Below are 12,847 nucleotides of genomic sequence, written 5' to 3' on the forward strand. Positions count from 1 at the left end.
TTGTAAAGAAACTCCACAGGAATTTCGTTGTTAAATCATAAACTCGAGGTGTTATTGCTCTGCTTTACATTGTTGTATTAACGCTCTGGTTTTTGACCAATCAAAAAATGGCCCGGGATCGGTTTTACGTCCCGGCGCAATATCGGAATGTCCCGCCAAATGCTGTAAGATTTTAGGGTATGCTGCCTGCAATACACCAATCACTTCAGCTAAAACCGTGTACTGAACCTCTTCAAAAGGCGTGTCATCACTGCCTTCGAGTTCAATGCCTATCGAATAATCATTACATTCTTTTTTCGCTAAATAAGTCGAACGCCCAGCATGCCAAGCACGGTCATTAAAATTGACGAATTGTAGAACTTCACCGCTGCGCAAAATTAACAGATGGGTAGAAACCTGCATCCCTTCAATGGTTTGAAAATAAGGATGTACAGACCAATCGAGCTGGTTTTGAAAAAATTGTTCAATATAGCCGCCACCAAACTGCGAGGGTGGCAAACTAATATTATGTACCACAAGCAACTGAATTTCGGTCTGTTCAGGACGTTGATTATAATTCGGGGATGCGATTTGCCTTGCACCGATTAACTGACCATCGATGACCTGAAAAGACGCTGCCTGTTGCATATTTCTATCCTGAGTCTTATTGGTTTAAGCCGCTGATTTTAGCGCAATCCTTAAACTTTAAGCTTAAAATCTAAAATTACAAAGATAAAATCCATTGAAAAAACATTTCTTTTAAATGAACAATGCTAATATAACGCGCAATTTTCATGGGTTAAAAAAGATACGGAAATACTTATGAGCATCTCTCCATCGCTGCTTGAACAATCGATTCAAATCAATATTCAACACACCTTACAAGAAGATATTGGTGAAGGTGATCTCACCGCTTTATTAACTCCTGAAGATGAGCAAGCCACAGCGACCATTATTAGCCGTGAAGAAATGGTATTGGCTGGGCAACCGTGGGTGAATGCGTTAATTCAAGCCTATGATGCCAATGTACAAGTCACATGGCTTAAAAATGATGGCGACCGTGTTCAAGCCAATGAAGCTTTTTTAAAATTAGCCGGTTCGGCACGCAGCTTACTGACGGTTGAACGTCCTGCACTGAACTTTGTGCAAACGCTATCAGCAGTTGCGACAAAAACAGCTGAATATGTCAAACAACTTGATGGTTTAAACACTAAATTATTAGATACCCGTAAAACTCTGCCGGGCTTACGTATTGCACAGAAATATGCCGTGGCGATTGGGGGTGGACAAAACCATCGTTTAGGTTTATTTGATGCTTTTTTAATTAAAGAAAACCACATTATGGCGGCAGGTGGTATTGCACAAGCGATTGCCAAAGCGCGTCAGATTGCTCCGGGCAAACCCGTTGAAGTGGAAGTGGAAACGTGGGACGAACTAAACCAAGCTTTAGAAGCGCATGCCGATATTGTGATGCTGGATAATTTTAGTCAGCAACAAATGATTGATGCAGTGCAACACGTGGCTGGTCGTTGTAAATTAGAAGCTTCAGGTAACATTACCATTGAAAATTTACGTGAAGTGGCAACCTCAGGGGTCGATTATATTTCGATGGGTGTTTTGACCAAAGACGTAACAGCGGTCGATTTATCCATGCGGTTTAATGCTTAAGTTTGCTCGGTCTTATTTTTTGCTTGAGAGGCTAATTCTGCTCTAGTAGCTAAATCTTGAATGTCCGTCGATGGTTGTTGCCAAGCGGATTGCTCGGTCTTTTGTGCAGATGCTCTTGGATCACTGGTCATCAGTGCGAGCGTCACCATAGAAATAACAATGATCAAGATATTCAACATCTAAGACCCCTTAAAAGTAAAAAGCTTAGTCTAAACAGCAAATATGAAGGTCATCTTAAGCAAATGTTTAAAAGGGTGCAGCAATTGCACCCTTTTTGTATCTGACTGTTTTTATTTTCAAATTTTTTAAAGAAGCCGTAGAGCAAACAAAACCCCATCCAGAACACTGTGATGGGGTTTTGTTCTTCATCTAAAACACACCTCATGGTGCATTTTAGAACTCAACAACTTACCAGCCTAAAGCTTCTTGTTGTTTTTTAATTAACTCTTGAATGCCTTTTTCAGCCAATTCAAGCATTTCGTTGCACTGTGCACGAGTAAATGGTTTTTCTTCGGCAGTACCTTGGAATTCAATAAACTCACCCGCTTGGGTCATCACCACGTTTAAGTCAGTTTGACAACTTGAGTCTTCTTCATAGCAAAGATCCAATAATGCTTGGTCTTGGTACATGCCGACAGAAATGGCAGCAACCAAGCCTTTTAAAGGATCTTGTTTAATTTTTTTCTTTTCAAGCAGAACATTCATGGCATCAATTAATGCCACTGCTGCACCGGTAATAGCTGCGGTACGTGTACCGCCATCGGCTTGAATCACATCACAGTCAATGGTAATGGTATTTTCACCCAGTTTTTTCAAATCAACCATGGCACGTAAGCTACGACCAATTAAACGCTGGATTTCTTGCGTACGACCACTTTGTTTACCACGCGCCGCTTCACGGTCGCTACGCGTATGGGTCGAACGTGGCAACATGCCGTATTCTGCTGTCACCCAACCCTGTCCCTTACCTTTAAGGAAACGTGGCACTGAATTATCAATACTGGCGGTACAAAGAACTTTAGTATGACCAAATTCAATCAATACTGAACCTTCCGCATAACGCGTATAGTTACGGGTAATTTTTACATCACGTAATTGATCTAATGTACGTTGGTCGATACGCATAATGGGTCCTTATTGGGGCTAAAATTCATTGCGGCTTAGTATAACAGAAGCAGATCAGATGATTTTGCTACAACTTGATGGTTTTTGCATATCATCCTCTAAGCAACACCATAAAGATTGAATCCACGACAAAGGAATAGGAAGACATTGTGCCAAGGAACAAAGATGCTCCTTGGCACAACACAGCGGTTTAATCAGATTGTGCGATCAAAATTATCTTATGCCTATACCAAAACTCTGACTACCAGACTACATTTAGGCAATCGCTCAGCATCGACGCCATTCAATCAGGCAAACAGCCCTTTTACCTTTTGCATAGACTGCGTCAAGCTAGATGACCAGTGATTTGGCAATGAACATTTGGCTAAACTGACCCAGACACTGCCAAACTGTTTCATGAAACTGGCTTCATTATAATGAATGCCATATTCTGCACATAAGGCACGGATTTTAGGTGCCGCTTCTGCATAACGATTGGCGGGCATGTCTGGAAATAAATGGTGTTCAATTTGATGACTTAAGTTGCCACTTAAAATATGCAACCATTCGGTTCCGCTGAAATTACTTGAACCACGAATTTGGCGTAAATACCACTCTGCACGCGTTTCATTTTCGGTATTGTCTACTTCAAAAGTTTCTGCATCTTCAGTGAAATGACCATTAAAAATCACCGCCGATGCCCATAAGCTACGAATCACATTGGCGACAGCATTGCCCGCAAACACAGGAATCGCATTGGGTCCTGCAATCAACGGGAAAAACACATAATCTTTGGCGACCTGACGTACTGCTTTCTTGCGGAATTTCGCTGAATCTTTCCAGACCTCTTTCCATGTTTTGGTTTTATAAGCCACGACATCTTCGATATGCAAATTTTGCAAGCCGACATACCATTCAAAAAACACCATCAATTGAATGGCCAAAGGAAGATTGAATAAAAAGCGCGGTTCCCATTTTTGCGACTCACTGACACGCAGCAAACCATAGCCAACGTCGTGGTCTTTGCCGACAATATTGGTATAGGTATGGTGGATATAATTATGCGTATGTTTCCAATCATCGCCTGTGGCCATGGTATCCCAATCATAATTGGCACCATTTAAGCTGGGGTCATTGAGCCAGTCGAATTGACCATGCATCACGTTATGCCCCAACTCCATATTTTCCACAATTTTAGAAATACCCAATAAACCGGTACCCAACAACCAAATCGGTGGAATCCAGCCCCCGAACATCAACATGCCACGTGATGCGATTTCACTATAGCGTACAAAATTACGAATTTTATAAATGTATTGGGCATCTTGCTCACCAACGCTGTCCATAATTTCACGGCGGATGGCATCAACTTGTTGACCAAATGCTGCCATTTGTTCAGCACTCAGATGTTTCGATTTACTCGTTTCTGTAAATTTAACTGACATATTCATTGTTTTTCTCCTCAGCCAAAATAAGCACAATATATTGTTAAAGATTAATCACCACCGGACTCACCGCTTGGCTAATACACAATTTAATTTGGGTATTGCTATCGTGGTCAATTTCACCGGTTAATAAGTTTTTGGTTGAACCACTGACTTTGGTACAGGTACAGGTATTACAAATGCCCATACGGCACCCATGCGCAGGTCTTAAACCGGCCTGTTCAGCACTGTCCAGTAAATTGCTATTGGCCTCAAACTGTTGTTGCGCCCGTAAAAATACCACTGGTTGTACCGATGCGCTTTCATCGACCAGTACTTGGAAATATTCTTGTTTCAACTGCTGAGCAATGCCCAACTGTTGATAAATTTGATTCAGGCTTTGCATCATGCCCGCAGCACCACAGGCATAACTTAGGCGTTGCCCAAAATCTGCCACCGTACGTTCCAGCAGTTGCAACGTTAAATGTTGCTGCTGTGCCACGGTATTAAAATAATGATAGTGCAACTGTGGATACTGCTCTGCCAGTTGCAACAGTTCGGCATGAAAAGCCTCATCACGGCTAAAATAAATCAGGTCAATCTGGCTGATTTTTTGCGTGAGTGCCTGTTGTAGCAGTGCATAAATTGCGGTGATGCCGCTGCCTGAAGCCAACAATAAAATAGAATTTTGTGATGGGTTTAAATTGAAATCCCCTTGAGCCTGCGAAATTTCCACCACACTGCCGCTGCTCAAATGGCTTAATGCATTCGATACTTTACCCTGACGTTTCACTGCAATGATGATGTTGCCTGTTTCGGTTATTTTCACAATCGAGTAATGCCGTTGCTGACGCACACCTGCAATCACTACGGTCACTAAAATACTTTGCCCTGCACAAAAAGCCTTGGTCTGAAAGTTATGATTCGGTTGCAGCTGAATTTGATAAAAATCTGTCGCGATGGCTTGAATATCGACAATCGTGGCTTTCACTTTTTTCCACGCCCACAGTGGATTTATTTTTTCAGCAATAAAATCGACGAAATCTTCTCGGATCCATTGCGGCTGATACTGCATCACATGACTCATATGACGTTCCTCTTTTATTGCTGGTTATTTATTTGAGTGAACAGATGTTCTTATAGTGAACACTTGTACACTATAATTATTTTTTCATTCAGTCAACACCTGTTCACTGACATTCGTCGTTTAATCTGTGTTTTTTTGATAGACTTCGCTCAGGATCTTTTTAGGGTAGTCGAATGTCGATACGGGATGAGCGCAAACAACAAAGCCGCCAAGCACTTTTGGATGCTGCACTTGCTTTAAGCACGTCTGGACGTTCTTTTAGTAGTATTAGTTTGCGTGAAATCGCACGCCATGTTGGTTTAGTCCCGACGGCTTTTTATCGTCATTTTCAAGACATGAATGAGCTTGGGCTAGAGCTGGTAGATCAAGTTGCGCTGCATTTAAAAGGCATTTTGCATCAACTGGGACAAGCCTATATTTATCAACCCAATACCAAAACAAAAATTAGCTTAGATCTGTTTTTCCAAGCCGTTGAGCATAATCCTGAACCTTGGGTGTTTTTGATTGCAGAACGTTGGGGAGGCTCTGAAGTGATTCGACATGCCATTGCACGTGAAATTAATTTTTTAATTGAAGATTTGGCCAATGATTTAGCGCAAATGGAAACCGTCAAACACATTCGCAATGCACAAGACTTACAAGTCCTTGCCAATATTTTAATCAATTTATCCTTTACTTGGGCCATGACGTGGATGAACATGAGTCGTCAATTTCAAGACCAAGCACGCCTAGAACAACAAAAACAATTCAAGCTACAGACCATTACCCAAGTGCACCTAATTTTTCGGGGTATTTCGAATTGGGATATGACACAAACCACAGCAGCGGAGCCATCTAGCCACTGAACGATTAGACATAAAAAACCCGCAATGATTGCGGGCTTTTTTACAAAAAAATTATTTTGCTTTACGTTCTTTTTCCACCAAGTAGCTCACCACTTGCGTTACTTTACCGTCTTCACCTTGCACCACATATTTACCATTCACCACCACTGCCGGAACGCCCGTCAGTTGGTATTGCTGTGCCAATTGATTCGACTGAGCCACTTTTGAAGTAATGGCAAATGAATTAAACATGCTGTTAAATTTGGCTTCAGGTACACCATATTTCACAAAAAATTTGGCTTGTGATTTTTGATCGAAAATTTGTTGACCACCCTCATGAATCGCATGGAACAGCGGAAGATGGGTTTTTTTACGGATGCCTAAAGCTTCTGAAACATAATAACCACGTGCGCCTTGCTCCCATAACGGGTTCATTGACGCTGGCGTACGGATAAAGTTGACATCTTTTGGAATATTTCTGAGCCAAGTCTGCATATGTGGTTCTAATTTAAAGCAGTGCGGACAGCCATACCAAAAAAATTCACGGACTTCAATTTTCCCCGGAACTTGAACTTTACCCGGATTGGCAACCACGGTGTAATCTTTACCCGCGACAAAATTGGCAGCCATTGCCGTGCCTGAAAAGGCAAAAATAGCAGTAGCAACACTACTGAAAAGGAATTGTTTCATTAACCTTATTGTCCTCTAAATCATTATGATGAGTTTATACGATCACTATAAATCAATTATTCCGAATTCGTTTTCATTCTGTGAACTTTTTTACAGCTTTTATCGCTTTTTTTAGAATTAACGCTACACTAATGCAGATGAGATTTTTTAAATTATAACGACTTGATTGAGGTGACACCGATGTCGCAATTGAATGTTGATCCACAAGAAATTGCCAAATTTGAAGCATTCGCAGCCATATGGTGGGATCAGCATTCTGAGTTCCGTCCACTGCATCAAATTAACCCTTTACGCTTAAATTGGATTGATGAACATTCAGGTGGTATCGCGGGTAAAAAAGTGCTAGATGTTGGCTGTGGGGGCGGTATTTTATCTGAAAGTATGGCGCGTCGTGGCGCTCAGGTTTTAGGTATCGACATGGGTGTAGCTCCGTTAAATGTAGCGCGGATCCATGCCGAACAAGAAGGTGTGAGCAATATTGAATATCGTCAAGTTCCGGTAGAAGAATTAGCCCAACAACAAGCGGGACAATATGACGTGGTAACGTGCATGGAAATGCTGGAGCATGTACCCGATCCTGCATCGATTATTCAAGCTTGCCAAACACTGGTCAAACCGGGTGGCCATGTGTTCTTTTCAACCATTAACCGTAATCCCAAATCGTATTTATTCGCCATTATTGGTGCCGAATATGTATTACGCATGTTGGCAAAAGGCACTCACGATTATCATAAATTTATTAAGCCGTCTGAACTGGCACATGATATTCGTAATGCCGGTTTAACCCTCAAAGACATGACTGGATTACATTTTAATCCGCTCACGAAGCGTTATTGGTTAGCCCCGAATGTTGACGTAAACTACATGGTTTATACCGTCAAAGCAGGTGCCGAATGAAAGCGGTTCTGTTTGACCTAGATGGCACACTGATTGACACGGCTGCTGACTTTATTCGCATTATTCAAGACATGTGCCGTGATAAACAATGTGACGTGGTGGCTGCGGATCTGATTCGCACCCAAGTGTCGGAAGGTGCACGCGCCATGGTGAAGTTGGTTTACCCAGAATTGGATGTTGAAGATCCGGTTTTTCTCGCCCATCGACAACGTTTTTTAGATGTCTATGGCGATGATATTGCGGTAGAAACCGACCTGTTTGACGGCATGTATCCACTGCTGGAAGCATTAGAAAGCCAAAATATTCCGTGGGGTATTGTCACCAATAAGCCACGCTGGTTAAGTGAAGCCTTACTTAAAGCGCTGAATTTGACCGATCGCTGTGCGGTTTTGGTCTGTCCAGAAGATGTCAGCAAAACCAAACCCGATCCTGAACCGATGTATCTGGCCGCCAAACACATTCAGATTCAGCCAGAAGATTGTATTTATGTCGGTGACCATCCACGTGATATCGATGCCGGTCGTCATGCCCATATGTACACCATCTTAGCGGCTTATGGTTATTTACCATTGCAGCACAAAGATGACTTAACAGCATGGCAAGCGGATTGTATAGTAAACACTGTTGCTGAATTACAACAAGTGATTCATCAATTGGTCACGCCCAAGCAACAGCATCATTCTCTAACTTCATAAACACCTAAAAATACAATAAACGAGGAGGTCTGCAATGAAATATTCAGAATATCAACCTCGCCCCGATCTGTTAAAAGATCGCATTATCCTGATTACAGGTGCGGGCGATGGTATTGGTCGTGCAGCAGCACTCAGCTATGCACTACATGGTGCAACAGTGGTACTGCATGGACGTGCCTTAAATAAACTTGAAGTCATTTATGATGAAATTGAAAGTTTAGGTGCACCACAACCGGCTATTCTACCTTTGCAACTCTCCAGTGCCTCTCCTCGAGATTATGAATTACTGGTCGATACTTTAGAAAAACAATTTGGTCGCCTAGACGGCATTTTGCATAATGCCGGTATTCTGGGCGAACGCACAGAACTCGCCCATTACCCAATTGATGTTTGGGATGATGTGATGGCGGTGAATCTACGCGCACCTTTTATTTTGACCCAAGAACTGTTACCGCTACTTAACAAATCAGATCATGCCTCGGTGGTATTTGCCAGTTCAGGCGTTGGTCGCGAAGCACGTGAGCGTTGGGGTGCATACTCGGTATCCAAAATTGCCATTGAAGCAGTCAACCAGATCTTTGCCAAAGAAAATGTCTATCCCAATGTGCGTTTCAACTGTATTAATCCCGGGGCGACCCGTACAGCTATGCGTGCTAAAGCCTATCCAGATGAAGACCCTAAAACCTTAGCTACACCTGAAATGATTATGCCGGCTTACCTATATTTAATGGGTGAAGACAGCTTAGAAATGAATGGTGAAAGTATTGATGCACAGGATTAGACTTCTTCATAAGTCATTTTTGATTAATACGAATGGTTCGTAAAGCCAAAATTAAATTTTTTTAGCAGGTATTAGATTCATGAGTGTGGCATGGATGCCACAGGTTTCCCATCACGACAGGGATGTCGTGTATGGGAAGCAAAAGGTTTTTGCCTACTTTTGACCTTTCAAAAGTAGAGATAATGCCTACGCGAAGGCATAAAAATTGAATCAATCAAATGAGGCAGTGCTGATTTTAAAGAATCGGATATTGAAAGTTTTTTGATTTATGCAAGTTATCTATTAATCTTTAAAACTAAAAAGGAAGCAGAAACTGCTTCCTTTTTTATGGCTAATTTTTAAAGTATTCCGCTATCTATTACATAAATACGCCTTTAAATCGTATTTTTAAATCAATTTTATAAAAATATACGGTTTTGCAAATTAAACCCCTCTAGCTATGCTGATCCTCATCGTAAAACACCACATTTGAGGAATCTAAAATGGCTGACCCAAAACGTAAAATGGACACCATTCGCTCGATTGAAAACTTACAACTTTCAACGGCCTTAATTATTGGGCTCAATGATGCCAAACAAGCAGAAAGTATTGCTGAAGCCATCCTCTGCTTACAAGACTTAGCAGAACAATGGAACTAAAACAGGCTGGATAGAACCGTTGCAATAGAGCGTTACCATATTTTGACAGCAACCATTTGAAGCCATAAAATGAATAGCCCAAATTGGATAGATTTTTTTAATCAATATCCTGTTTTTATAGTCTTTAATACGGACAATAACATGGCTTAAAATTTTTAAATCATGCACTATGGATGCAGAATCTCCTGATTGTCTCTGCATTTTTTAAGAAATGAGTGATTGATCTTCACAGTTTCTCTGCAATTATTTCGTACATTAGTGTCAGTGAAATTAATACTTTTTTTATGAGGGTTCAACATGAAAAAGATTTTGACAATTTTGGCAATTTCTTTCAGTGCATTGATGGCAAACAGTGTAACCACTGCTGCACCTCACGATAACGACCGTGATTGGGATCAACCACGTCATCAGTCTAAAGGTCGCGACTTTCGTGACAATGATGACGACGATGACCGTATGCAAGATAAACGTCGGGTACGCGAAGAACGTGGCGTAAAACGGCTACAGCAGCATAAATGGCAAACCGGTTATGTGATGCCACAGCATTATCGTGGTAATGGTTATAAAGTCGATTATAAAGAGCATGACTTACCCAAACCGTCACGTAATCAACAGTGGTACAAAATTAATAATGACTATATTTTAGTCGATACGGATAGTAATAATATTGTGCGTATTCAAGGCTTCTAAGCTCCAATTTTCAATACACTCAGCTCAAACTCAAGTTTGGGCTTTTTTTATGTCTTTTATTTTGTTTATTTTAGCGCTAAGCCTTGCTCTGTAGGTTTTACAGCATTTTACAATCTTCTTTTTTTCTCCATGAATTTCACAATTCAACTATACAGCTCTCATCTTTTATCTCGACTTTTTCGTTATTTTGGCTTTATCGAAATAAACATTCTATTTGAAATAAGGTGAAAGAAATGAAAAAAATCATCACTACAATTGCACTGTCTTTATCTGCATTAATGGCAACGTCTGCAATGGCAGCATCTGATCATCGTTATGACGATCAGCAACGCTATAACAACCATACTCAAGACAATCGTTGGAACAATAACAACAACCATTATGACCACGATCGTTATGACAATCACCGTGTCAACCCAAGCCGTGACTGGCGTGTGGGTCAAACGCTACCGCGTCAATATAGCAGCTCACGTTTTCAAGTTAGTGACCGTGAAGCACGTCGCTTAGCTAAAACAGGTCGTTATCAACAATGGTATAAAGTAAATGGTGACTATGTGTTGGTAAATGAACGAAACAATCGCATTATCCGCATTCAAAACTAAGGCATTTATTTTTGACACTTGTTATTTAAATTTGCCCCCTATTAAAAACACTTTAACGCCAGTTAAGGTGTTTTTTTTATTTTATTGTTCCGCTCCGCTTTTTTTTGATTAGAATCATGCATAGGATTTTATTCTTCATTTGAGATAGGTATGCACGCGAATTCCTCTGAAACATCACAAAGCACAACTTTGCAATATGTGCATTGGTTTCGACATTCTGCGCCTTATATCAATGCACACCGGAATAAAACCTTTGTCATTATGTTTGATGGTGAAGCGGTACAACATGAAAATTTCCAACATATTATTCATGACATTGCCCTGCTGCATTCTTTAGGCATTCACCTGATTTTAGTGCATGGTGCACGTTCGCAAATCAATCAAAATTTAAAAGCCAGCGGTATTGAAACGCCATTTCATCATCACCGCCGCATTACCACACGCGAATCTTTAAGTTGTGTGATGAATGCAGTCGGCTCTATTCGCTTGCAAATTGAAGCCTTACTGTCGATGGGGCTGGCCAATTCACCTATGTACGGCGCACGGATTGATGTGATCTCAGGCAATTTTGTCACCGCAAAACCCTATGGCATTCGTGATGGCATTGATTTTCAATTGACCGGTGAACTACGCACTGTAGATACCCACGCGATTCAACGCCATCTTAAAAATCATAATATTGTCTTGCTCGGCCCAACAGGTTATTCCAACACAGGTGAAGTGTTTAACTTGGTCGCAGAAGAAGTGGCCACCAATACAGCGATATTACTGAAAGCAGATAAACTAATTTTCTTGGGTAAACAACAAGGTTTGGTCAATGAATTAGGGCAATTACAACGTGAAATTCCGCCCCATCAGCTCGATCAGCATATCTTGCAATACCAAGACTCCAATCCCGATATTGCCTTGCAGCTGCGTGGGGCAAAAAATGCCTCCCTTCAAGGGGTCAATCGCGTTCATCTGATTTCCTATACTTATGATGGCGCATTACTGGAAGAACTTTTCACCCGCGATGGTTCAGGCACCATGATGACCGATGCACATTATGAAGAAGTTCGCACCGCCACTATTCAAGATGTTGGTGGCTTGATGAATTTACTGCGTCCACTCGAAGCTGAAGGAATTTTGGTTTATCGCTCACGTGAACGACTCGAAAGTGAAATTGAGCAATTTGCAGTGATTGAACGGGATGGCATGATTTTAGCCTGTGCAGCGCTTTATCCTATTCCTACGGCGGCCAATGAAATTCAGTCGGCTGAAATTGCCTGTGTCGCGGTCGATCCAAGCTATCGAAAATCCAATCGGGGCAGCCAAATTCTGCATTATTTAGAAGATAAGGCGAAAGGTTTAGGCATTCAGCAACTGTTTGTACTGACCACACGTACCGCGCATTGGTTTGTAGAACATGGCTTTGAGCCAGCCAGTGTCGATGATCTGCCGAATACACGTCAGGCCCTATATAACTATCAACGTAATTCATTGGTCTTCAAAAAGTCACTTTAAGATTAATGTTAGTCAGTTAAGAAATTAATTTTTAATTTTATTTTTTAAATTCATGATGTTATTCGATACACGGAAACGTCATCCGCAACTGTTCGAGGCAAAATTACTTTGAAAAATTAAGGTTTCTGCGATTAATTGATCAATAAAAGGTATTTGACGAGTTTTGCGGATGACAAATGCTTTTGGTTCTTTTGGCAAAACAAAAGAACAAATGAGCTGCAAAAATTTGATTTAAAACGATAAGACTCCGTCGTGAATAACTAAA

The 12,847-nt window shown here is 41.2% G+C and carries 15 protein-coding genes; 9 read left to right on the top strand and 6 right to left on the bottom strand.

What is annotated here, in order from left to right:
- Positions 1-51 precede the first annotated feature (51 nt).
- A complete protein-coding gene (gene ampD, locus F994_RS12410; RefSeq protein WP_004650843.1) occupies positions 52-627 on the bottom strand; it encodes a 1,6-anhydro-N-acetylmuramyl-L-alanine amidase AmpD in 576 nt (191 codons plus the stop codon).
- Positions 628-801: 174 nt separating this feature from the next.
- Here ampD and nadC point away from each other — a divergent pair, with 174 nt between their 5' ends.
- Positions 802-1,647, top strand: a complete 846-nt coding sequence (gene nadC / locus F994_RS12415) for a carboxylating nicotinate-nucleotide diphosphorylase (protein ID WP_004650844.1) — start codon at positions 802-804, stop codon at positions 1,645-1,647.
- Here the strand turns inward: nadC and F994_RS12420 are convergent.
- The 4 genes from F994_RS12420 to F994_RS12435 all read right to left on the bottom strand — a co-directional run bounded on the left by F994_RS12420 (position 1,644) and on the right by F994_RS12435 (position 5,262).
- The gene (locus tag F994_RS12420; protein ID WP_004650845.1) at positions 1,644-1,826 is read right to left on the bottom strand and encodes an ABZJ_00068 family colistin stress protein; all 183 of its coding nucleotides are present in this window, start codon (positions 1,824-1,826) and stop codon (positions 1,644-1,646) included. The two genes, nadC and F994_RS12420, sit on opposite strands and share 4 nt — an antisense overlap.
- A 229-nt stretch (positions 1,827-2,055) precedes the next feature.
- A complete protein-coding gene (gene rph / locus F994_RS12425) occupies positions 2,056-2,772 on the bottom strand; it encodes a ribonuclease PH (RefSeq protein WP_004650847.1) in 717 nt (238 codons plus the stop codon).
- A gap of 287 nt (positions 2,773-3,059) precedes the next feature.
- Entirely contained in the window at positions 3,060-4,196 is a 1,137-nt protein-coding gene (locus F994_RS12430; RefSeq protein WP_171065348.1) for a fatty acid desaturase family protein, read from the bottom strand.
- Between the two features lie 43 nt (positions 4,197-4,239).
- Positions 4,240-5,262 (bottom strand): flavin reductase family protein, encoded by a 1,023-nt coding sequence (locus F994_RS12435; protein WP_004650849.1) that lies wholly within the window; start codon positions 5,260-5,262, stop codon positions 4,240-4,242.
- A gap of 173 nt (positions 5,263-5,435) precedes the next feature.
- Here F994_RS12435 and F994_RS12440 point away from each other — a divergent pair, with 173 nt between their 5' ends.
- Positions 5,436-6,107: a TetR family transcriptional regulator gene (locus tag F994_RS12440; protein ID WP_004650850.1), complete on the top strand. Its 672-nt coding sequence runs from the start codon at positions 5,436-5,438 to the stop codon at positions 6,105-6,107.
- Positions 6,108-6,158: 51 nt separating this feature from the next.
- On the opposite strand, the gene F994_RS12445 is transcribed toward F994_RS12440, so the two are convergent.
- Entirely contained in the window at positions 6,159-6,776 is a 618-nt protein-coding gene (locus tag F994_RS12445; protein WP_004650851.1) for a thiol:disulfide interchange protein DsbA/DsbL, read from the bottom strand.
- A 180-nt stretch (positions 6,777-6,956) separates the two neighbouring features.
- Between F994_RS12445 and ubiG the strand changes: the two genes are divergently transcribed.
- The 7 genes from ubiG (at position 6,957) to argA (ending at position 12,582) form a co-directional block, all read left to right on the top strand.
- The gene (ubiG, locus tag F994_RS12450) at positions 6,957-7,673 is read left to right on the top strand and encodes a bifunctional 2-polyprenyl-6-hydroxyphenol methylase/3-demethylubiquinol 3-O-methyltransferase UbiG (RefSeq protein WP_004650852.1); all 717 of its coding nucleotides are present in this window, start codon (positions 6,957-6,959) and stop codon (positions 7,671-7,673) included.
- Positions 7,670-8,368 (top strand): HAD family hydrolase, encoded by a 699-nt coding sequence (locus F994_RS12455; RefSeq protein WP_004650853.1) that lies wholly within the window; start codon positions 7,670-7,672, stop codon positions 8,366-8,368. The genes ubiG and F994_RS12455 overlap by 4 nt, the downstream gene beginning before the upstream one ends.
- 34 nt (positions 8,369-8,402) lie before the next feature.
- Positions 8,403-9,149 (top strand): YciK family oxidoreductase, encoded by a 747-nt coding sequence (locus F994_RS12460; protein ID WP_004650854.1) that lies wholly within the window; start codon positions 8,403-8,405, stop codon positions 9,147-9,149.
- Between the two features lie 482 nt (positions 9,150-9,631).
- On the top strand, positions 9,632-9,787 hold the full coding sequence (locus tag F994_RS17630; RefSeq protein WP_004650855.1) for a hypothetical protein: 156 nt from the start codon (positions 9,632-9,634) through the stop codon (positions 9,785-9,787).
- 297 nt (positions 9,788-10,084) lie between these two features.
- A complete protein-coding gene (locus tag F994_RS12465) occupies positions 10,085-10,477 on the top strand; it encodes an RcnB family protein (RefSeq protein WP_004650857.1) in 393 nt (130 codons plus the stop codon).
- Positions 10,478-10,710: 233 nt separating this feature from the next.
- The gene (locus F994_RS12470) at positions 10,711-11,079 is read left to right on the top strand and encodes an RcnB family protein (RefSeq protein ID WP_004650858.1); all 369 of its coding nucleotides are present in this window, start codon (positions 10,711-10,713) and stop codon (positions 11,077-11,079) included.
- Positions 11,080-11,229: 150 nt separating this feature from the next.
- On the top strand, positions 11,230-12,582 hold the full coding sequence (gene argA, locus F994_RS12475; RefSeq protein WP_004650859.1) for an amino-acid N-acetyltransferase: 1,353 nt from the start codon (positions 11,230-11,232) through the stop codon (positions 12,580-12,582).
- The last annotated feature ends 265 nt before the right edge of the window (positions 12,583-12,847 follow it).

The sequence above is a fragment of the Acinetobacter bohemicus ANC 3994 genome, assembly GCF_000367925.1.
Classification (GTDB): Bacteria; Pseudomonadota; Gammaproteobacteria; order Pseudomonadales; family Moraxellaceae; genus Acinetobacter; species Acinetobacter bohemicus.